The sequence below is a fragment of the Pseudarthrobacter sp. AL07 genome (assembly GCF_029960665.1).
Lineage (GTDB): Bacteria > Actinomycetota > Actinomycetes > Actinomycetales > Micrococcaceae > Arthrobacter.
Map to the genome: position 1 here is coordinate 25,952 of NZ_JASBRB010000006.1, position 20,736 is coordinate 46,687.

A 20,736-nucleotide genomic window follows, 5' to 3' on the forward strand; every position below is an offset into this window, starting at 1 on the left:
ACTGTGTGCCGTCGCTTTCGTTCTATTCATCTGTATCGCTCCGCCGTGCCATGTATGCGGCGACCACCGCGGCCAGGCACAAAACTGCCCCGCCCACCATGAGGAAGATCTGGCCCGGGAGCCACTCGCCGTCGACCGTCCCGTCGCCGAGCCCGAAGTTCTCTTCCGTGGTCCCGACATCTGACGCGAGGACGGCCCAGAACGGCCCGGCTACAAGCATCACCACTCCCGCCGCCGCGAGCGACGCCGCCACATACTTCATGGAATTCATGGCGCCACCCGGCTGCCGAGCAAGTTCAGGACGGCGCCCAGTTCGGCTTCGGACAGGCCGTTGCGCAGCAGGAATTCGCGTGTCTCCAACTCCCGGACAAACTCCACCACGGCCCGGCCGCGCCGCTCCAGCAGGGGTGTTAGTTCAGCGTCATCTATGTAGCGTTCGCCGGCATGGGGCGGGCCGTGCGTCCGGAAGCGTTCGTTGATGCCGCGGGCGGCTTTGGCGTACCCGTCTGCAATGACTTGGTCCGGGTCGCCGGCCAGGTTCTGCAGCATGGCTGCGACCATGCCGCTGCGGTCCCGGCCCGCCGCGCAGTGAATGACGACGCCGGCCCCGGCTGCCGCCGCAACAGCGCGGAACACCGCCACGAACTTCTCCGGGTAGAGCCGGACATTGTGCAGGTAGTGGGCGGGGTCGCTGAGATACGGCCCGCAGACGGCGGTGAGCCGCGGATCGTCGGGTTCTTCGGTGGGGGCCGAGACGATCGTAATGCCGGACCAGGCCGCTTCAGCCACGGCGGGGTCGGTGTCCCGGCGCTGCGCTTCACGGGAGTTACGGAGGTCCACCACGGTGCGGACGCCGTCGTCGTACGCGTTCCGCCAGCCGGTTTCGGTGAGCCATTCGCGGCGGCCCATCCGGAAGACGCCGCCGGCGACGTGCCACGCATTCACGGCACCGCCCCAGCCCACGGCTCCGCCTGTCGTCTCCACCCGGACAGCTAACCACAAAGCCGCACTGCCTGCACGCGATAGGCGCGTAATCGGGCAAAGCCGTACCAGTCAGGCGCGCTTGGCGAGCCTGTGTTCAAGCCCGTTCCGGACCATGGGCCATTCGTGCTCCAGGATCGAGAACACCACAGTGTCCCGCAGCACACCATCCGCGGTCCGGGAGTGGTTGCGCAGCACGCCGTCCTGCTTCGCACCAAGCCTGGAAATTGCTTCGCGTGACTGGTGGTTGAGCCAGTGCGTCCGGAACTCCACCGCCGGGCAGCCAAGGGTCTCGAACGCGTGGCGCAGGAGCAGCAGCTTGGAGTCCGGGTTGGTGCCGGCGCCCTGTACTGACGCGGCATTCCAGGTGGAGCCGATCTCCACGCGTGGAGTGCCGGCGTCGATATTCATGTACGTGGTCATTCCGATGATCCGGCCCGGGCCGCCCGTTGCCGGGTCGATGAGGCGCGTGGTGAACGGCAGCATGGACCCCGTCTCCTGCAGGGCCAGCCGGCGCTCGATCTCCGCGGCCATCCCCTCCGGCGCGGGAACAGAGGTGTACCAGAGCTGCCACAGCTCGCCATCCTGCGTGGCCGTCACCAGGCCATCATGGTGATCGCGGCGCAGCGGCTCGAGGATGACGTGCTTGCCGGTCAGGGTGAGGGGTTCAAAGAGGATCACCCGGAAATCCTACTCAGCCCAGTCGAAGAATCCCTTGCCGGTCTTCCGTCCAAGCTCTCCGCGGGCCACCTTGTCCTTGAGGATCTGCGGCGGGGCGAAGCGCTCCCCCAGCGTGGACTGCAGGTACTCGGCAATGCCGAGCCGCACGTCCAGGCCCACAATGTCAGTGGTCCGCAGCGGGCCGGTGGGGTGTTTGTAGCCCAGGACCATGGCGTTGTCGATGTCCGCCGGCGATGCCACGCCCTCCTCCACCATCCGCATGGCCTCCAGCGCGATCGCCACGCCCAGCCTCGAGGAGGCAAAGCCCGGTGCGTCATTGACGACGACGGCGGTCTTGCCGAGTGCGTCGACCCACCTTTTCGCCGCTGCAGCCAGGTCCGGGGACGTCCGCTCGCCAAGAACCACTTCAATAAGGGTGGAAGCGGGGACAGGGTTGAAGAAGTGCAGGCCGAGGAAGTTCTGCGGGCGCTTGAGTTCGCGGGCCAGGCCGTTAACCGACAGGGAGGAGGTGTTGGACGCCAGGTACGCGTCATCGGCCAGGCGCTCCTCGATGCCGCGGAGCGAGGTGATCTTCAGGTCCCAGTCTTCGGGCACGGCTTCGACCACCAGCCGGCGGTCCTTGAAGTCGTCGTAATCCACGGTGATATTGAGCCGGGAGACCATCTCATCCAGGTTGCCGTCAACTGCTCCACGCTCGATGCTCCTGGCCGCCGCGGCTTCCACGCGTTCACGGGCGGCCTCGGCGGACGCTTCATCGCGCTCCACCACCAGGACGTTGGCCCCTTTGATCAGGAACGCGTGGGCGATTCCCGCGCCCATGCGGCCGCCGCCCAGGACGCCGACTGTGGAGGGAAGGTTCGGGTTCGTCATGATTGTTTCTTCTCTGATTTCTTGTCGAGGAACGCCTGCATGCGGTCAAACTTGGCCTGGGATTCAAAGAGGATCCCCTGCGCCAGCTGGTCGATCAGCGGGTGAGCCTCAGCCGGGGCATGAAACACCGACTTGGTGATCCGGACGGCCAGCGGGTCCTGGCGGCCAATCCTGTCCGCCAGGCTGTGCGCGGCATCCAGCAGGTCCGGCGCCTCGTGGATCTCCGTGATGAGGCCGGCAGCCAGGGCCTCCTCAGCCCGGAGTACCAGGCCCGCGAGCAGAATCTGCTTGGCCAGCGGCTCCCCCACGAGCTCCTTCAACCGCCAACTGGCCCCGGCCGCGGCCAGGATCCCCAGCCCTGTTTCTGGGTTGCCGATCCGGACACTGGGCGTTCCGATCCGGAAATCAGCAGCATAGGCGAGTTCCGCGCCGCCGCCCAGGCAGTACCCGTCCAGGGCGGCAATGACCGGCATGGGCAGCTTGGCGATCCGCACGAAGATGGTGGAATTGATGCCCTGCAGGGCATCATCGCGGCTCCGCTCGCGCAGCTGGGCGATGTCCGCGCCCGAGGCAAAGACGCCGTCCACCCCTGAGATGATCAGGATTTTGGGATTCTGCTCCAGCGCGGCGCAGACTACGTGCAGTTCGTCCACCATCTGCTGGTCGATGGCGTTCCGGACTTCCGGGCGGTTGAGGAGGACCACCACGCGGTCCTCACGCTCCTCGACCAGGAGCGTGAGGAAGTCGCCGGTGCTCAAGTGTCCGTTCGCGCTGTCTGGGGAGGGGCTCAAGTGTCCGTTCGCGCCTTCCGGGGCGGGCATCAGACACGCTCCAGCAGCATCGCGGTGCCCTGGCCCACGCCGACGCACATCGTGGCCAGACCAATCCTGGCATCCTCGCGTTCCATCCGGCCCAGCAGGGTAATGGCGAGCCGTGAGCCGCTGGAACCGAGCGGATGCCCCAGACTGATGGCGCCGCCGTCGTTATTCACAATCTCCGGGTCCAGCCCGAGCCGGCGCATGCTCGCGAGCGACTGCGTGGCGAACGCTTCATTAAGCTCGACGGCGCCCAGGTCACCGACGCTGAGGCCGCTCCGGGCGAGCACTTTCTGCGTCGCCGGGACAGGGCCGATGCCCATGATTTCTGGTTCGCAGCCGGCAGAGCCGCCGTCAATGATCCGGGCCCGCGGCGTCAGGCCAAGCCGAGCGATGGCGGCCTCGGACGCAACCACGATGGCCGAGGCGCCGTCATTCAGCGTGGACGAGTTCCCGGCCGTGACCACGGAACCGCCCGGAACCACGGGGCGCAGCCCGGCAAGGACCTCCAGGGTGGTGCCGGCACGGGGGCCTTCATCGGTGTCCACCACCGTTTCGGACTTGCGGGACTTGACCGTCACCGGGACGATCTCTTCCCTGAACCGGCCCGCGGCGATGGCGGCGAGGGACCGCTCGTGGGAGCGGACCGCGAAGGCGTCGGCGTCCTCGCGGGTGATGCCGTCCACGCGTGCCACCTCTTCGGCGGTTTCCGGCATGGAGTAGGTCATCTTGCCGTCCCGCGCCAGGCCGCCCCTCTGGAAGAGGGGGTTGACGAAGCGCCAGCCGATGGACGTATCGAAGATCTGGCCCGGCTTCGCGAACGCCGCAGCCGGCTTCTCCTGCGCCCACGGCGCACGGCTCATGGACTCAACGCCGCCGGCAATCACCACATCCGCGGCGCCGGACTTGATCATGTGGCTGGCCTGGATGATGGCGCTCAGCCCCGACGCGCACAGCCGGTTAACCGTGATGCCGGGGATGTGGAGGGGAAGCCCGGCCAGCAGGATGGCCATCCGGGCGACGTTGCGGTTTTCCTCACCCGCACCGTTGGCATTGCCCAGGATGACTTCCTCAACACTGTCCGGATCCAGGCCCGCTCGGGACACGGCCTCGCGGATCACCAGCGCGGCCAGATCATCCGGGCGGACCGCCGACAACGCACCGCCGTACCTGCCCACGGGAGTGCGGACACCGCCAACAAGAAAAGCCTCGACCATCAGAACATCCTTTACGCCAGGGAGCCGGAATATTCGGGACCGTCCAGTGACCGCCCTATTTACCGACCGTTCGTTCTATAAAGAGTACACTCACAGAACCACGACGCCGAGGTGTCCGGCCAGAAGCGGCGCCAGCAGGCTCAGCTGATAATCATCGATCACCACACCAGCCAGGTTCGCGAGGCCGCTGATAGTCCGGAAATCCGTGCCACGAAGGTCAAAGTCCTTCAGCCGGGCGCCGGTGAGATCCAGGGTTCCGATGGTGCAGTTCTTCAGCGCCACACGCGTCCCGGAGGCGGAGCCGAGGTCCAGTTCGTTGATGATGCAGTCGCTGATGACGACGTCGGTCAGCTTGGACCCGCGCAAATTGAGAAAGTCCAGCTTGCCGCCGTCGATCCGAACAGACTGCCAGCCGGTCTCATACAGTTCAGCCGAGCCCAGCCGCGGATTGTTCAGCTGCACGTCGCGCCAGGTGGAGCGGGCGGCCCGGAACACCGGCGCGTACAGCTCGGACAGGATGCAATCCCGGAAAGTGGCCCCGCGGAGCTGGGTGTCATTGAAGGAGACGCCCTGGAACTCGCACTCGGCGAAATCCGTGCCGCTCAGCTCCAGACCGTCGGCCGCCGCACGGCTGTACCGAACGCCGTCGTACCTTTCACCACGCTGGAAGTCGGGGGCGGGATCATCCGTGATGTCCTCCAGGCTGACCTGCGAGAGCCGGGGAGCCGTTACCTGGGGGGCCTTTGCCGCCACTAGAGCGATTCCGCTTTGGCCGCGATTTCCGCCAGGTCCCTGGTGAGCGCCTTGCGCGTCATGCTCATGCCCAGCTTCCCGAAGAGTGCCATGGTCACCTTGCTGACGAGCGTGGGTTTGACGACGTCGGCACCGAAGGTCAGCGTCAGGGCCGTCCCGCCGTCACGCTCGGCCAGGCTGAAGCGAGACGTGTAATCGGCCCCGCCCTGGAGCGCCTTGACCACGGTGCTGCGGGGAGGATCGGACTGCGCCACCCACATCTCCACAGTCTCCGCGCGGCCCATCATTGTGCGCGTTTCCTTCCAGCGCGTCCCTTCGCCGTAGGGCCCGTCACTGAGCATCTGCACAGCATCGATGCCGGACAGGGTGGCTGCGGAGCCCGGGATGTCCGAGATGACCGCCCAAACTTTTTCCGGCGTGGCATGGATGTGCTGGGTCAGGCTTGTGCTGGGTACCATGCTTCGAGCCTAGTCGGGGGCACTGACACCGACAGGCAACCTGTCTTCGGATCCCTTGAAGTAGTAAGCATGCTTTGTGTTATTGTGAAAAGGCATTGTCAGTTCAACGGGAAACGAAAGGCGGCCAGACACATGGGCCTCGGAGACAAGATCGGCAACGAAGCAGAGCACCTGGGCGGCAAGGCCAAGGAAGCGACCGGCAACGCCACGGATAACGACAAACTCAAAGCCGAAGGCCAGGCGGACCAGGTCAAGGCTGACGCCAAGAAGGTCGGCGAAAACGTCAAGGACACCTTCAAGGACTAGTCCTCAACATTCGAACGGCGGCGGATTCCCATCGGGATCCGCCGCCGTTCCTGTGTCTGCCCAACCCGCCGATGAAGATCGGCGGCTACCCTTGGCCCATGACGTACGTAGACCTGAGTATCCAGGGTGCCGCCGCTGGCGGCTCACCTTCCCTCGGCGGGTACCTCGCCACGCCTGCCGGACCCGGCCCGTTTCCCGCGGTCCTGATGATCCACGAGGCGTTCGGCCTGAACGATCTGGTGCGCGGGCATGCCGACCGGATGGCCCGCGCCGGGTACCTGACACTCGCGGTGGACCTGTTCAGCGACGGCGGCCCGCGCCGCTGCCTGGTCAGCACCATGAGGAGCATGGTCAGGGGAAGCGGCCGGGCGTTCACCGACCTCGCCACCGCCCGCACCTGGCTGGCCAGTTCGCCGCTGTCCACCGGCAAAACCGGGGTGATGGGCTTCTGCATGGGCGGCGGATTCGCGCTGCTAGTGGCCCGCGACGGCTTCGACGCGGCCTCGGTCAACTACGGCCGCCTGCCCGGAAATCTCGAGGAAGCCCTCCACGGCGCCTGCCCCATCGTGGCCAACTTCGGCGGACGGGACCGCACTCTCAAAGGCGCGGCGGACAAGCTCGAGACCGCCCTGGACAATCTCGGCATCGAAAACAGCGTCAAGGAATTCCCCACCGCCGGGCACGCGTTCCTCAACGAAACCGACCTGGGCCCGGCAGTTTTCCGGCCGCTGATGCGGGTTATGGGCATCGGCCCGGACCCGGAATCCGCCCCCGAAGCCTGGCAGCGGATCGAAGGCCACTTCGCCCGGTACCTCACGAGCACAGACGACGACGGCGGGCCGCCCCCGAAAGGGTGACCCGCCGTCGTCGGACTTCTTAGCGTCCGTCCGCTAAGCGGGCGGCTGCAGAGCGGCCGGCCGCAGAGGCGAACGTCCTAGCAGAACAGTTCGCTCTTGGGCTCGTTGTTCCGGACCTTCTTCCAGCCGAGCCACAGGACCAGGGCGAAGAACGGGATGGTGGCCAGGGTCCAGAGGCCAAGGTGGAAGACCTCGCCGGACTTGCTGGTCATGGTGTCGAAGCCGATCAGCACGGTGATGGCCAGCAGCGCAATGAGGCCGGCCCAGCTGCTCCAGGTTCCGCCGGGCGCGGGCAGGGAGGAAACCTTGCCCTTCTTCTTGCGCAGCGCGATCTGGCTGGCGAAGATGGCTCCCCAGGTGAAGATCACGCCGATCGAAGCGGAGTTGAGCGCCAGGTCAAAGGCGTGTGAGCCGCCGAGCCAGATGTTGAGCAAAATGCCTACGAGGTACACGGCGCCGATGGCCAGGATGGCGGCATACGGCACGTGGCTCTTTGACATCTTGGTCAGCCACTCCGGAGCGTGTCCGTTGTTGGCCATGGTGCGGAAGATCCGGCCGATCGAGTACAGGCCGGAGTTGCAGGAGGACAGTGCGGCCGTGATGACGATCATGTTCATCACGTCGCCCATCCAGCCGAGGCCCATCTGCCCGAACACGGTGACGAACGGCGAGGTACCCGCCACGTACTGGTCCGAGGGCAACAGCATGGCCAGGAGGGTCACGGAACCGACGTAGAACACCACGATGCGGAAGACGACGGCGCGGATGGCCTTGGGAACTTCCTTGGCGGGGTCCTGCATTTCACCGGCAGTGATGCCGACGAGCTCAATGCCGTTGTAAGCGAAGATCACGGCGTTCAGGACCAGGATCATCACCAGGGCGCCCTTGGGGAACATCCCGCCTTCGGCCGCGAAGAGGTTGTTCACGGAAGCGTTCCCGTCGCCCACCCGGGCGTTGGTGACCACCATGAAGGTGCCCACGGCAAGGAAGATCAAGATGGCGCCGACCTTGAGGCAGGAGGCCCAGAATTCGAATTCTCCGAACGCCTTGACGCTCAGGAGGTTGACGCCCACGAGCAGCAGCAGCGCTGCGATGGCGGACAGTTCAACAGGCACGTTGGGGAAGAAGAACTGGAAGTACAGTCCGATCGCAATGAGTTCGGCGATGCCGGTCATGGCCCAGTTGATGAAGTACATCCAGCCGGACAGGTACGCGCCCTTCTTGCCGAACATTTCCCCGGCGTAGCTGACGAAGGAACCCGACGTCTGGCGGTACATGATCAGCTCGCCCAGGGCCCGCATCAGCAGGTAGGCGATGACGCCGGCAATGGCGTAGGAGAAGATGAGGGCGGGGCCCGTGGAGGCCAGGCGTCCGCCGGCACCCATAAAGAGGCCGACGCCGATGGCGCCACCCATGGCAATCATGGTCACCTGGCGGCCGCTCAGGGATTTTTTGTAGCCCTCGGCGCTGAGGGTGGAGTCGACACCGGCGGATTGCTCCGTGGGGCTCTCGAGTTCTGTGGGGGTACTTTGAGGCACAACAATTCCTTGTGGGTAGGGGATTGGCCGGTCCCGGAAACCTCGAGTTTTTGTCCAGATAATTCGGGATAATCCCGCATCTGGGGTACTTGTGTGGACAAAAACTCTCAGGCGCCGAAGGTTCGCACGGCCTGTCCATCCTACAAGAACCGAACCGCAGCAAGTGACGCGGGCTACACCCGGGCCCGGTTAAGGCAAACTTTTGCCACGTATATGGCGGCTTTGCAGAACAATGTTCTGTTCGACATCCTCCTGGACGCTGAACGTGCGCAGAGGTTCGGCGCCGGTGCTGGAGCAGCCCGTTTCCAGGCTGAACGCGTGGTGGTGCAGCGGGCAAATCACCACCTGCAGGTCGATGGTTCCGTCCGCAATGGGACTGCCCCGGTGGGGACAGACGGCGCACGTGGGGCAGGACGGTGAGCGGAAGCGCCGTCCGGAACTGGCCCGGCGTGAGCGGATCGTCGCGTTCGCGGCACAAAGGCGCAGGTTCGTTCCAGCCAGTTGGCCTGTTCCCGGTAGTACTGCATAAAGCGGCCGGTGAGGAGCTTGACCTCCCCCGGATCATCCACGGTGGCCAGCAAATCGCCCTTGCGGATGTGGGCGCCGGCCGCGCCGCCCACGTAGAGTTCCCAGCGGCCGCCTTCACAGCCACCACGCCTACATCCTTGACCAGGGATCGGCGCAGTTCCGCGGGCAGCCGGACACAGCCAGCTTCAGCTTGGCGGGCGACTCGATCCCCTGGAACCGCGACTCGATCTCGATGCCCAGCTTGGTGGAATCGCCGGTGCCGTAACGGCAGAAGTCCTTGCCCACGCAGGTCTTCACGGTGCGGAAGCCCTTGCCGTAAGCGTAACCGGAGGGCATGTTCAGGTCCGCCCACACCTGCGGGAGGTCCTCCTTCGGGATCCCCAGCAGGTCGATCCGCTGCCCGCCGGTCAGTTTGATCAGGGGTACGTTGTGCTTTTCGGCGACGTCGGCGATGCGGCGCAGCTGCTGCGCGCTCGTCACGCCGCCCTTCATCTGCGGGACCACGGAGAAGGTGCCGTCGCGCTGGATGTTGGCGTGGACGCGGTCGTTGATGAAGCGGGCATCGCGTAGCTGGCGGCCGAATCCTCCTCCACCGCGCCGTCCGCCGCCCACTCCACCACCTGCTTCACCAGGAGTTTGCAGGAACCGCAGCCCTTGCCCGCGCGGGTGGCATCCATGACGCCGGACACTGTGGCGCAGCCGCCCCTTCACGGCGTCCACCAGGGCCTTCTTGCTGACGCCGTTGCAGTTGCAGACCTGGGCGCCGTCGTCGAGCTCGGCCACGCCCACCGCCTCACCCGGCCCGCCGACGTCGAACATCAGCGCGATCCGTTCGTCGGGCAACGGCAGCCCGCGGTCGTAGGCCTGCGTCAGGTAGGCGACCTTCAGGCTGTCGCCCAGGAGCGTGGCGCCCACCATTTTGTTGTCGCGGACCACGATGGACTTGAACATGCCGCGGCTGCCCAGGTCCACCACCACGGATCCCCCAACACCATCCGGGGCGGCGAGATAAAGCTCCACCACCGAGCCGCCGTCAATGTCCTCCACCACCCGCAGCGGCACATGGACTTCGCTCTTCGCTCCGATGGGGAAGTAGCGCATGGGCACCCCGTTGCGCATCAGGACCACCGTGATGAGTTCACCGCTCGAATTTCCGCCCCGGAAGTAAAGCGTCTGGTTGAGGACACCGTCCGGAACGTAGTGCGAGAGTTCGCGGTGGACGGGGACGGGTTTATCCAGCCCGGTGCCCACAAACGGGAAGATGCCCTGCAGGAAAAGGTTCTTGGTGATCACGGACAGATCCTTTCGACCGGCGGGAGACTGGCATAGGCCTATCTTCTGCCGCCGATGTTTCCGCCGGCCGGTCCGTGCGTAACTTTTCCTTTGCGGAAACCTCACCATTTTTCCGGGCCGCGCCGGTGTGTTGGCGGAATCAGGCCGGGGCCAGGACGCCCTTGTCCATCGAGTACCGGATCCAGCGCCCGGATTCGTCCGTGCGTGAGGTGTCGCTCTTTTTCGCGCACCGGGCAAACCAGTCCCGCAGAGCGCGGTCGTGGCTGACCATAACCAGGGTCCCGGTGAAGCCGACGAGAGCCTCTTCGAGCTGCTCCACGAGAACCGGCGCCAGGTGGTTGGTGGGTTCATCCACAATCAGCGTGCCGTAGCCGCCCAGCAGCAGCCTGGCCAGGGCGAGTCTGCGCTGCTGGCCCGCGGACAGGCTGCCCACCGGGACGTGGAACTCGCTGGTCCGGAACAGCCCCAGTCGCAGGAGAGCCTCGGCGTGCTCATCAATGTTGCCGCCGAGGCCCGCCGCGAAGGCCGGCAGCAGGCGGAGCGCGGGCCGCTGCGGCAATTCGAGTTCCTGCTGCAGGTAGCCGATCCGGGCAGGCCGCTGAACCGACCCTTCAACGGGCTCCAAGGTTCCCGCCAGCACCGAGAGCAGGGTGGATTTTCCCGCGCCGTTCGGCCCGGTGATGAGGATCTTCTCGCCGGCGCGGGCCGCGAAATCAGTGACGCCCAGGCGGCCCGGAACGGCGACGCCGCGGGCCACGAGGACCGCCGACGCCGGCAAGAGGGAGTCCCCGGCCAGGTCAGCTGCCCCGGACCTCATCGGTGCAGCAAGCGCCGCAGAGAGAGCCTCCGGATCCACTGCCAGTTCCGCCGCAAGCCGTAACGGCACCGGCGGCCGGTCAATGGGGCTCGCTTCCAGCCGCCGGAGCCGTTCCTGCGCGTTGCGGACCTTGCTGCTCGCCGCCTTCTGCCAGGTGCCAGCCTTGAAATCGAAGCCCACTTTGTCATTGTCGCGCTGACGGGCGTAGCCCATCTTCCCGGTCACTGTGTCCGCCTGCCGCTGCTCGGCATCCATCGCATCGATCCACTCGTGGTACTGCTGGACCCAGCGCTGGCGTTCGGCGGCCTTCTCACGGAGGTAGCCGTCGTAGCCGTTGCCGTAACGGGTCACGGCCAGGCGCTCGGCATCGACCTCAATCACGGTGCTGGCCACTTTGCGGAGCAGGACACGGTCGTGGGACACCACCACCACCGTCCCGCGATGGGCGGCCAGCCGGTCCTCCAGCCAGGCGGTTCCGCGCGCATCGAGGTGGTTGGTGGGCTCGTCCAGGAGCAGGATGTCCGCCGGGTCGGCCAGGACACAGGCCAGCGCCACGCGTTCCTGCTCGCCGCCGGAGAGCGATCCCAGCGTCCGTTTCCGGTCCAGGCCACCCAGGCCCAGCCGGTCCAGCGCAGCCTCAACACGGGATTCCGCGGCGTAGCCCTCGCGCAGCTGGTACTCGGTCTGCAGCCGGCCGTACGTTTCCAGCTCGTCGTCCTCGGCATCGGCGAGGCCGGCCTCCAGCCGGTCAAGCTCGGCTTCAAGGGCGCGCAGCGAGGCCAGGGAAGAGTCGACGGCGGCCCCTACGGTGAAGGATTCCGGCAGGCCATGCGTCTGGGCGAGGTAGCCCACGCGGCCGTGGCTGACAGCAGTTCCCTCGTCGGGCGCTTCCAGCCCGGCCAGGATCCGGAGCAGCGTGGATTTTCCGGCGCCGTTTTCGCCGACGATGGCAACATGGTCCCCGGCCGTGATGACCAGGCCGATTCCGTCCAGCAACTGCCGGTCGCCATAGCCATGGGAGACGCCGGAAAGGTTCAGGTGTTCAGTCAAGACAAGTCCTCGCAAGATTCCGCAGTGTGGCCGCCGGAACCGGTGCTCGACGGCGGCCCTGGATTCGGGGAAACAGCCCGGCATGGCCGGACTGCTGCTCAGGACTTCATCGCTCCAGCTTCCCCGCCGGAAGCCGCAGCGTCAAGCCGGGGCACCACCGGCGACACCATAGTCTGCCAGCAACGCGGGGTCACTTAACGCCCCTGTTTCCCCTCGGGATGGGCCGGAAGTGACCCCGCGTTGCTGTGGAGTCCTGGGTCTACGCGACCAGGACCGCGGCGGCTTTCCTGCGGCGGGCCTTCGCCAAGCGGGTGCCGATCAGTCCCTGCCGGGGGCTGAACAGATAGACGGCGGCGAACACCACACCCTGAGTTAGCACCACCATGGCGCCCGAAGCCGTGTCCAGGTAATAGCTGAAATAAATGCCCGCGATGGAGCAGACGGCTGAAATTACCGGGGCGATGACCAGCATCCGGTTGAAACGGTCCGTAAGCAGGTAGGCGGTGGCACCGGGGATGATAAGCATGGCCACCACCAGCACCACGCCAACGGTCTGCAGCGCCACCACCGACGTCAGCGCCAGCAGCCCCATGAGCAGCGCCCCCAGCCGTTTCGGCGAAAGCCCGATCGCGTGGGCATGCGTGGGATCGAACGCGTAGAGCGTCAGGTCGCGGCGCTTCAGGATCAGGATAACGAAAGCGACGACGCCGAGCACCAGCACCTGGATCAGGTCCGGGATGCTGACGCCCAGGAGGTTGCCGAAGATGATGTGGTTCAGGTCAGTCTGGCTGGGCGTGACGGAAATGAGCACCAGGCCCAGGGCAAACAGCGAGCTGAACACAATGCCGATCGCGGCGTCTTCCTTGACGCGGCTCGTGTTGCGGACGACGCCGATCAGGGTCACCGCGATCAGCGCGAACACCAGCGCACCGAGCGCAAACGGGGCGCCCACAATGTAGGCCAGCACAACGCCGGGCAGCACGGCATGGGAGACGGCATCGCCCATCAGGGACCAACCGATCAGCACCAGCCAGCAGCTGAGGACTGCGCAAACGACGGCGGCGAGCGCGGTAGTGATGATGGCGCGGACCATAAAGTCGTAGCTCAGCGGCTCAAGCAGGATGTCGAGGAATTCCATGGGTCAGCCCCTGCTCTCGGTGGTGGCGGGATGGACGACGGCGGCGGGGTGGGCAGGTTCCGGGAGGTCGCGGTTCAGCACGTCCAGGCCGAACGCCATGGCCAGGTTTTCCGGCTGCAGCACCTGCTCGGGGGCGCCGTGCATCAGGACCCGACGCATGAGGAGCACGGCTTCGTCGCAGAGTCCGGGGAGCGCGTGCAGGTCGTGGGTGGAAATCAGGATGGTGCAGCCGTCGGAGGCGAGCTCGCGCAGCAGCCGGGTGATGGTGGCCTCGGAGCGCTTGTCCACGCCGGCGAACGGCTCGTCCAGGAGCATCATGGTGGCGCCCTGGGCGATGCCGCGGGCCACAAAAGCACGTTTCTTCTGCCCGCCGGACAGTTGCCCGATCTGCCGCTCCGCGTACTCGCCCAGTTCCACGCGGTCCAGCGCCTGGTCGACGGCGGAACGGTCGGCCCTGGAGGGGCGCCGGGTGAAGCCCTGGTGCCCGTAGCGTCCCATCATCACCACATCGCGGACGGACAGCGGGAACTGCCAGTCCACATCCTCGCTCTGCGGCACGTAGCCGATCCCGCCCTCCTTGCGCGCCTTGGTAGGCGCCTGTCCGCCGATCAGTACACGGCCGGCGTCGGGCTTGATCATTCCCATGATCACCTTGAAGAGGGTGGACTTCCCGGACCCGTTCATGCCTATCAGGCCGCAGATCCGGGCGGCGTCCACGGTGACGGAGGCGGAATCGAGCGCCAGGACCTCGCCATAGTGGACGGTGACGTTTTCAACGAGGATGGCCGGGGTGCTCATGATTTCGCTCCTGGGGTGGCGGTGGACGTGCCGGCCAGCGCTTTGGTGATGAGCTCGGCGTCGTGCCTGATCAGGTCCAGGTAGGTGGGTACAGGACCGTCAGCTTCGGACAGCGAATCCACGTAAAGTGTGCCGCCGAACTTGGCTCCGGTGGCGCCCACCACCTGCTGCATGGGGGCATCGGACACCGTGGATTCACAGAAGACAGCCGGGACCTGCTTGGCCTTGACGTACTCGATGGCGCGGGTGATCTGCTGCGGTGTGGCCTGCTGTTCGGCGTTGACCGCCCAGATGTAGACCTCTTTGAGCCCTGCGTCGCGGGCAAGGTAGGAGAAGGCGCCTTCGCAGGTCACCAGGGCGCGCTGGCTCTCCGGGAGGCCGGCGAGGCTAGCTTTCATCTCGTCCTGCACACCCTGCAGTTTGGCCTTGTAGGCGTCACCGTTGGCCTTGAACACTGCGGCATTCTCAGGGTCAAGCCCGCTGAACGCCTTCACCATGTTGTCCACATAGATCTGTACGTTTACCGGCGACATCCACGCATGCGGGTTCGGCTTGCCCTGGTATGAGTCCTCGCTGATGGACATGGCCTCCACACCGTCACTGACCACCACGTGCGGCACATCCAGGCCCTCCACGAACTGCCCGAACCAGGCCTCGAGGTTCAGCCCGTTGTCCAGGATGAGGTCCGCCTTCGATGCCTTGCGGATGTCGCCGGGGGTGGGTTCGTAGCCATGGATCTCCGCGCCCGCCTTGGTGATGGACTCAACGGTGAGCTTGTCCCCCGCAACATTCCTGGCGACGTCGGCCAGTACCGTGAAGGTGGTCAGGACCACCGGTTTGTCACTGTCACTCGTGCCAGACGCATTACCCCCGCAGGCGGTCAGGGAGAGGGACAACAGCACGACGGCGGCGGCGGCAGCGCGGAACGTCGCCGCTCGCAGGGCGAGGGTTCGGACGGCTACTTTGGCGCGCCGAAACAAAAAGTTAGGCATGCCGAATATTCTACGGGACGCGGTTCTGGCCCCGCAATGTGACGCCCACCCTCTACCACCCGCCCCAACTAGATAGGGAGCTAGGCTGAAGACATGGCCACCACACACCGGAAACCACCCGCGCCGCAGCCCGACCTGTACCGGTTTTCCAGCCTTGATCTCACCACCGTCGGCCTCTACGTGGCCGTGGCCGGACTCTTCGCCGTCGCCGGGGAACTGCTGGCCCCGTTCATCCGCCAACTTGCCCCCAGTCCGGCCGCGGCATCGTACGCCGTGAACCTCATCTTTTATGGCACCATCGGGATCCTGGCCCTGGCCGCCGCCCGCCGGGTGGTAGCCCGGGACCTGCGCGTGCTGGCCACCCGTCCGTGGTTCACCGTACTGATGGTGCCCGCCGCGGTGGTGGCCATGATGATCCTCACGGCCGTTGTGGTGGCGGCCGGCGGCGGAGTGGAGACCTCGGCAAACCAAGCCGGGCTGCAGTCGCTGATGCAGCAGGTTCCCGCCTGGCTGATGGTGCCGGTCCTGGTGGTGGTGGGCCCCTTCGTGGAGGAGTACATCTTCCGGCACCTGCTGATCGGCAAGCTCAGCCGCCGGCTCAACATCTGGTTCTGCTGCGCCCTGTCTGTGGTCCTCTTCGCCGGCATCCACATCGCGGGCCAGGAAACCATCACCCTCAGTGCGTTGCTCCCCTATCTGGCCATGGGCGCCACGCTGGTCTTTGTCTACGTGTGGACCGGGAAGAACGTGATGTTCTCCTACTTTGTGCACGCGGCGAAGAACCTGCTGGCGGTCATCTTCATCTACTCCATCCCGCCCGAGCTATTCGAGCAGCTGCAGCAGGTCCAGCCCTAGCCCAACCAACGCGGGGTCAGATATAGCCGGTGCGCGGCCTCCAGATGGGCCGTATCTGACCCCGCGTTGCTTCAGCTGAGCCGATTACTAGACTTGTCCGGTGAGCAACCAACTTCCCGCCAAGGTGTCCGATGTCTTTGACCCCACCCGCTGGCGCACCGTGTCCGGTTTCGACGACTTCCAGGACATGACGTACCACCGGCAGGTAGAACGCTCCGAAGACGGCACCGTAACCCGGGACCTGCCCACCGTCCGGATCGCGTTCAACCGTCCGGAAGTCCGCAACGCCTTCCGCCCCGGCACCGTGGACGAGCTCTACCGCGCCATGGACCACGCCCGTATGAGCCCGGACGTCGCCACCGTGCTGCTCACCGGCAACGGCCCCTCCCCCAAGGACGGCGGGCACAGTTTCTGCTCCGGCGGGGACCAGCGGATCCGCGGCCGCGACGGGTACAGGTATGCCGACGGCGAGACGCAGGAAACCATCGACCCCGCCCGCGCCGGCCGCCTCCACATCCTCGAGGTCCAGCGGCTGATGCGGACCATGCCCAAGGTGGTCATCGCCGTGGTGAACGGCTGGGCTGCCGGCGGCGGGCACTCCCTGCATGTGGTCTCGGACCTCACCATCGCCTCCCGCGAGCACGGCAAGTTCAAGCAGACGGACGCCACCGTGGGAAGCTTCGACGCCGGGTACGGCTCTGCCCTGCTGGCCCGCCAGATCGGCCAGAAGTCTGCCCGCGAAATCTTCTTCCTGGCCCGCGAGTACTCCGCGGACGACATGGTCCGGATGGGCGCCGTCAACGAGGCCGTGGACCACGAGCGCCTCGAAGAGGTGGCCCTGGAATACGCCGCGGACATCGCACGCCAGTCACCCCAGGCCATCCGTATGCTGAAATTCGCGTTCAACCTTGCCGACGACGGCCTGGCCGGCCAGCAGGTCTTCGCCGGCGAAGCCACCCGCCTGGCCTACATGACGGACGAGGCCGTGGAAGGAAAGGAAGCCTTCCTGGAAAAACGGGATCCGGACTGGTCCCGCTTCCCGCACTACTTCTAGGCACCTTCGAGGCACCTCCTCGGTACAAAACTTCCAAGCCGGCCGGCCTCCAGGCTTCCGGCTGACTTCAAAGGCAGGACGGCACATGAATCTCGGAACCCAGACCATCGGTCCCACGGACATCGACCCGGTGCTAAAAGCCCTGGCCGCCGCCCTCCACGGTGAGGGACCGGCCGTCGAACTTTCCGCGGGCCCCAACGGCGAACTGGTGGTGGGACACACCGAGACGCCCGGCTGCGATGACGCCGTGGCGGTGGTCCGCACGTCCGGCTCGACGGGCGCGCCGAAGGCCACGATCCTCACGGTCGAGGCGCTGGCGGCCTCATCCATGGCCACCGCCCTGGCGCTCAAGGGCGAGGGCCAGTGGCTCCTGGCGCTGCCGGTGCAGTACGTGGCCGGCGTGCAGGTGCTGGTGCGCTCCCTGTTCGCCGGCACCCGGCCGTGGGTCATGGACATGTCCGGCGGCTTCACCCCCGAGGCCTTCACGGCAGGCGCCATGGAACTGACCGACAAGCTCCGCTTCACCTCGCTGGTGCCCACTCAGCTCCAACGCCTCCTGGAGGCGCCGTCGCCGGAGACCCTGGCCGTCCTGCGCCGCTTCAACGGCATCCTGCTGGGCGGCGCACCGGCGCCGGCCGGACTGCTGGACGCAGCCCGCGAGGCCGGCGTCAGGGTGGTCACCACGTATGGGTCCGCGGAAACCTGCGGCGGCTGCGTGTACGACGGCGTACCTCTGGAAGGCGTCCAGGTTCGGGTGGCCGAGGACGGCCGCATCCTGCTCGGCGGCGACACCGTGGCCGCCGGTTACATGGATGCGCCCGAAGCGACGGACACGTTCTTCGAGGAGGACGGCGTCCGCTGGTACCGCACCAATGACCTCGGCACGCTGGACGCGGACGGCCGGCTCACCGTGCTGGGCCGCGCCGACGACGTCATCATCACCGGCGGGGTCAAGGTCTCTGCCGCGCATGTGCAGGAAGAACTGGAAAAGTCCGACGGCGTCGCAGCGGCTTTTGTGGCGGGCGTCCCGTCCACGGAATGGGGCCAGGCCGTGGCCGCCTTTGTTGCCCTCGATGGCAGTAACTCCGGCGCCGGTGCCACGGGCACCCCCGCCGGGGATCACGCCGTCGTACTCAAAGAGGAATGGCACCGGCGGCTGGGCCGCCTGGCACCGAAAACCGTGCTGGCCGGCCCGGATCTGCTGATGCTTCCCAACGGCAAGCCGGACCGCCTGGCGATGATCGACCGGCTCAACGCGCTGCATCAGGGAAAGTAGAGTAGAGCTGCACCGGCGGCCCGTTCGCGGCCGCCACCACCGTTTGACCGTTCTCCCGACCCAACACGAGGTACTGACCGTGGCCACAGCCGCACAATGGATCCAAGGCGCCCGCCTCCGCACTTTGCCGGCCGCCATCGCCCCGGTACTGATCGGCACCGCCGCGGCCTACGAGCTGGATTCGTTCCGCCCCGTTAATGCCGGGCTGGCCGCCCTGGTGGCGCTGCTGCTGCAGATCGGCGTGAACTACGCCAATGATTATTCGGACGGAATCCGCGGCACCGACGAGGACAGGGTGGGGCCGCTGCGGCTGGTCGGATCCGGGACGGCCCGCCCGGAGCACGTCAAATATGTGGCCTTCGGAACGTTCGCGCTGGCCATGATGTTGGGCCTGGTCCTCGTAATCATCACCCAGAGCTGGTGGCTGATCCTGGTGGGTATCGGCTGCGTCATGGCCGCCTGGGGCTATACCGGCGGCAAGAACCCCTATGGCTACCTGGGCCTGGGCGACGTTTTCGTGTTTGTCTTCTTCGGCCTGGTGGCAACCCTGGGCACCACCTACACCCAGGCCGGCCAGGTCAGTCTGCCGTCCGTGGTCGGTGCGATCGGCACCGGCCTGATCGCCTCGGCCCTGCTGATGGCCAACAACGTCCGCGACATCCCCACCGACATCCAGGCAGGCAAAAAGACCCTGGCCGTGCGTCTGGGTGACAAGCACGCCCGCGAAAGCTATGTGCTGATGCTGGCCGTGGCCATCCTCTTGGTGGTCATCCTGGCTCCCGGACGGCCGTGGATGCTGATTGTGCTGCTGCTCATCCCGGCCTGCTTGATGCCCGCCTGGCTGATGATCAACGGCCGCAAGCGCAAGAGCCTCATCCCCGTGCTCAAGCAGACCGGCCTGATTAACCTGGGCTACAGCCTGCTGTTCTCACTGGGGCTGGTGCTCAGCCACGGATTCTAAGCCGGCTCCAGGCCGGCTAGGCCTCGGGGGACTTCGTTTCGGGCGCCTTCGGGCCGCTGTTCCGGATAGTGATGTCCGGGTTGGCGTCCAGGAGGCTATCCTCGGCTTCGGCGTCGGCCACCTCGCTTTCACTTCGCAGCGGCTTGGCCTTGCCGGAGAGCCGGCCGTGAATGGCGGCAGCGGCGTCGTCGCGCTGTTTCTGGAAGAAAAGGTAGCTGACCGCAAACGCGATCAGCGCTGCGCAGATGACTGACAGCACCGCCCCCAGGCTCAGGAACATAAATAGCACAAAGAGCGGCGCAAACAGCGCCAGCCGGATCAGGGAGTATTTTAGAAAAGCCACGGTGCAAGTTTAGCCGCCCTGCCTGAACGCCCCCGGCCTGCGGACGATAGACTTAATGGCATGCTCTTCCGTGTGGTTCTCGCCGTCGCAGTTCTCGTCATCTTTGTGTATGGCCTGGTGGACGTGATCCGCACTGACGGCCGCCTCACCCGCGGGATCTCCAAGCCGGCCTGGATCGTGGTGATGATTGTCCTTCCGGTGCTCGGCGCCATCCTGTGGCTGCTGATCGGCCGTCCCCGTGACTCAGCTCCGGTCCGCCAACCACGCAGCCACCCCACCGCGCCGGATGATGATCCCGATTTCCTTCGCAACCTGGAAATGCGCCGCCGGAACCAGGCTGAGGCCGCCCGCCTCAAGAAGCTCAAGGATGACCTTGAGGCGAAGGCCAAATCCGACGGCGGTCCGGCGGGCACCGGGCAGGACAGCGCCGGCAAACGGGGCAAGGGTGGGATCGGCCACGACGAAGCCGGCGATGCCAGCACGGGAGACGCGGACAGCCACGATACCGGCGACATAAAGTAGGAAAACATGGCCCAGCACCCCGACGGAGAATCCCAACAGCCTCTTGCACCCGCCGCGGCTGCCAGCCCGCCGCCGCGGCCCGGGCTGTCCTACGCCGCTCCTGCGCCCATCGTGGTCATTCCGCCGACACCGCGGAGTGTCCGCTTGGGGCGGGCATTCTGGCTGTTCAGCTTCGTGGCAGGCCTGGCCGTGCTTATCGGTTCGTTCCTGACCCGCGACTCACACCTGGAGCGGCTCCGCACTGTGGTGGACCAGATGTCCCCCGGCGGCGGACCTGACGCTGTAACTACATCCGCGACCATTGTTTTCTGGGGCAGCCTGGGCGCCCTGCTGCTGGTGATCCTGCTCGAAGCGGCGGCGCTGGCAATTTTCTCAGCGCGCCGCGGCTGGTCCCGCTGGCTCATGATCCCGCTGCTGGCCGGGCAGGTGGTGTTCATGGTGGTGGCCGCAGCTTTCCTCGTCCCCGACGGCGACGCCGGCAGCTACGTTGTTATGCTGTGGGGAGCCCAGCTACTCCTTGCGTTCCTCGGCCTGGTGGCGGTTTTCGTGCCGTCGGCCGGCGGGTGGCTCAAGGCAGCGCGGATCCAGTCGGCGCAGGTTATGCCGGCGCGGACGCGGCAATAAGGGCTGACC

General features: G+C 66.2%; 23 protein-coding genes and 1 pseudogene. 8 read left to right on the forward strand and 16 right to left on the reverse strand.

Annotation, left to right across the window (positions count from 1 at the left end; genetic code table 11):
• Positions 1-22: 22 nt before the first annotated feature.
• From QK290_RS07625 to QK290_RS07660, 8 genes are all read right to left on the reverse strand, one after another.
• The gene (locus QK290_RS07625) at positions 23-271 is read right to left on the reverse strand and encodes a hypothetical protein (RefSeq protein ID WP_282330089.1); all 249 of its coding nucleotides are present in this window, start codon (positions 269-271) and stop codon (positions 23-25) included.
• Positions 268-984, reverse strand: coding sequence for a tyrosine-protein phosphatase (locus QK290_RS07630; RefSeq protein WP_282330090.1), 717 nt, complete (start codon positions 982-984; stop codon positions 268-270). Before QK290_RS07630 ends, QK290_RS07625 begins: the two co-directional genes overlap by 4 nt.
• Positions 985-1,053: 69 nt before the next feature.
• Positions 1,054-1,662 (reverse strand): GNAT family protein, encoded by a 609-nt coding sequence (locus QK290_RS07635; protein WP_282330091.1) that lies wholly within the window; start codon positions 1,660-1,662, stop codon positions 1,054-1,056.
• Positions 1,663-1,671: 9 nt separating this feature from the next.
• Positions 1,672-2,532 carry a 3-hydroxyacyl-CoA dehydrogenase family protein gene (locus QK290_RS07640; RefSeq protein ID WP_282330092.1) on the reverse strand — a complete coding sequence of 287 codons (861 nt, stop codon included), beginning with the start codon at positions 2,530-2,532 and terminating at the stop codon, positions 1,672-1,674.
• Entirely contained in the window at positions 2,529-3,323 is a 795-nt protein-coding gene (locus QK290_RS07645; protein WP_282330093.1) for an enoyl-CoA hydratase/isomerase family protein, read from the reverse strand. The genes QK290_RS07640 and QK290_RS07645 overlap by 4 nt, the downstream gene beginning before the upstream one ends.
• Positions 3,324-3,352: 29 nt before the next feature.
• Positions 3,353-4,564 carry a thiolase family protein gene (locus QK290_RS07650; protein WP_282330094.1) on the reverse strand — a complete coding sequence of 404 codons (1,212 nt, stop codon included), beginning with the start codon at positions 4,562-4,564 and terminating at the stop codon, positions 3,353-3,355.
• 90 nt (positions 4,565-4,654) lie between these two features.
• A complete protein-coding gene (locus tag QK290_RS07655) occupies positions 4,655-5,317 on the reverse strand; it encodes a pentapeptide repeat-containing protein (protein WP_282330095.1) in 663 nt (220 codons plus the stop codon).
• Entirely contained in the window at positions 5,317-5,775 is a 459-nt protein-coding gene (locus QK290_RS07660; RefSeq protein ID WP_282330096.1) for an SRPBCC family protein, read from the reverse strand. The genes QK290_RS07655 and QK290_RS07660 overlap by 1 nt, the downstream gene beginning before the upstream one ends.
• Before the next feature lie 132 nt (positions 5,776-5,907).
• Between QK290_RS07660 and QK290_RS07665 the strand changes: the two genes are divergently transcribed.
• Together QK290_RS07665 and QK290_RS07670 are read left to right on the forward strand one after the other, a co-directional pair.
• On the forward strand, positions 5,908-6,081 hold the full coding sequence (locus tag QK290_RS07665; protein ID WP_282330097.1) for a CsbD family protein: 174 nt from the start codon (positions 5,908-5,910) through the stop codon (positions 6,079-6,081).
• 98 nt (positions 6,082-6,179) lie between these two features.
• On the forward strand, positions 6,180-6,938 hold the full coding sequence (locus tag QK290_RS07670; protein WP_282330098.1) for a dienelactone hydrolase family protein: 759 nt from the start codon (positions 6,180-6,182) through the stop codon (positions 6,936-6,938).
• A gap of 77 nt (positions 6,939-7,015) precedes the next feature.
• Here the strand turns inward: QK290_RS07670 and QK290_RS07675 are convergent, their stop codons facing one another.
• The 7 genes and pseudogenes from QK290_RS07675 to QK290_RS07705 form a co-directional block, all read right to left on the reverse strand.
• Complete coding sequence (locus tag QK290_RS07675) at positions 7,016-8,476, reverse strand: amino acid permease (RefSeq protein WP_282330099.1); 1,461 nt, start codon at positions 8,474-8,476, stop codon at positions 7,016-7,018.
• A 189-nt stretch (positions 8,477-8,665) separates the two neighbouring features.
• The gene (locus tag QK290_RS07680) at positions 8,666-8,935 is read right to left on the reverse strand and encodes a Rieske 2Fe-2S domain-containing protein (RefSeq protein WP_348994451.1); all 270 of its coding nucleotides are present in this window, start codon (positions 8,933-8,935) and stop codon (positions 8,666-8,668) included.
• Positions 8,877-9,961: pseudogene (locus QK290_RS07685) on the reverse strand ((2Fe-2S)-binding protein); the annotation flags it as partial. The gene QK290_RS07680 and the pseudogene QK290_RS07685, both read right to left, overlap by 59 nt.
• A gap of 475 nt (positions 9,962-10,436) precedes the next feature.
• Positions 10,437-12,164: an ABC-F family ATP-binding cassette domain-containing protein gene (locus QK290_RS07690; RefSeq protein ID WP_282330100.1), complete on the reverse strand. Its 1,728-nt coding sequence runs from the start codon at positions 12,162-12,164 to the stop codon at positions 10,437-10,439.
• 259 nt (positions 12,165-12,423) lie between these two features.
• Positions 12,424-13,302: a metal ABC transporter permease gene (locus QK290_RS07695; RefSeq protein ID WP_282330101.1), complete on the reverse strand. Its 879-nt coding sequence runs from the start codon at positions 13,300-13,302 to the stop codon at positions 12,424-12,426.
• A 3-nt stretch (positions 13,303-13,305) separates the two neighbouring features.
• The gene (locus QK290_RS07700) at positions 13,306-14,100 is read right to left on the reverse strand and encodes a metal ABC transporter ATP-binding protein (protein WP_282330102.1); all 795 of its coding nucleotides are present in this window, start codon (positions 14,098-14,100) and stop codon (positions 13,306-13,308) included.
• Positions 14,097-15,092 (reverse strand): metal ABC transporter substrate-binding protein, encoded by a 996-nt coding sequence (locus QK290_RS07705; protein ID WP_282330103.1) that lies wholly within the window; start codon positions 15,090-15,092, stop codon positions 14,097-14,099. The genes QK290_RS07700 and QK290_RS07705 overlap by 4 nt, the downstream gene beginning before the upstream one ends.
• A gap of 93 nt (positions 15,093-15,185) precedes the next feature.
• Between QK290_RS07705 and QK290_RS07710 the strand changes: the two genes are divergently transcribed.
• The 4 genes from QK290_RS07710 to QK290_RS07725 all read left to right on the forward strand — a co-directional run bounded on the left by QK290_RS07710 (position 15,186) and on the right by QK290_RS07725 (position 19,238).
• A complete protein-coding gene (locus tag QK290_RS07710) occupies positions 15,186-15,947 on the forward strand; it encodes a type II CAAX endopeptidase family protein (RefSeq protein ID WP_282330104.1) in 762 nt (253 codons plus the stop codon).
• A gap of 100 nt (positions 15,948-16,047) precedes the next feature.
• The gene (locus QK290_RS07715; RefSeq protein WP_282330106.1) at positions 16,048-17,001 is read left to right on the forward strand and encodes a 1,4-dihydroxy-2-naphthoyl-CoA synthase; all 954 of its coding nucleotides are present in this window, start codon (positions 16,048-16,050) and stop codon (positions 16,999-17,001) included.
• 85 nt (positions 17,002-17,086) lie between these two features.
• Positions 17,087-18,277, forward strand: coding sequence for an AMP-binding protein (locus tag QK290_RS07720; RefSeq protein ID WP_282330107.1), 1,191 nt, complete (start codon positions 17,087-17,089; stop codon positions 18,275-18,277).
• A 79-nt stretch (positions 18,278-18,356) separates the two neighbouring features.
• Positions 18,357-19,238, forward strand: a complete 882-nt coding sequence (locus QK290_RS07725) for a 1,4-dihydroxy-2-naphthoate polyprenyltransferase (RefSeq protein ID WP_282330108.1) — start codon at positions 18,357-18,359, stop codon at positions 19,236-19,238.
• 16 nt (positions 19,239-19,254) lie between these two features.
• Here the strand turns inward: QK290_RS07725 and QK290_RS07730 are convergent, their stop codons facing one another.
• A complete protein-coding gene (locus tag QK290_RS07730) occupies positions 19,255-19,581 on the reverse strand; it encodes a DUF4229 domain-containing protein (RefSeq protein ID WP_282330109.1) in 327 nt (108 codons plus the stop codon).
• Between the two features lie 60 nt (positions 19,582-19,641).
• Here QK290_RS07730 and QK290_RS07735 point away from each other — a divergent pair, with 60 nt between their 5' ends.
• Together QK290_RS07735 and QK290_RS07740 are read left to right on the forward strand one after the other, a co-directional pair.
• Complete coding sequence (locus tag QK290_RS07735) at positions 19,642-20,103, forward strand: PLDc N-terminal domain-containing protein (protein ID WP_282330110.1); 462 nt, start codon at positions 19,642-19,644, stop codon at positions 20,101-20,103.
• A gap of 6 nt (positions 20,104-20,109) precedes the next feature.
• On the forward strand, positions 20,110-20,727 hold the full coding sequence (locus QK290_RS07740) for a hypothetical protein (protein WP_282330111.1): 618 nt from the start codon (positions 20,110-20,112) through the stop codon (positions 20,725-20,727).
• Positions 20,728-20,736: the final 9 nt, after the last annotated feature.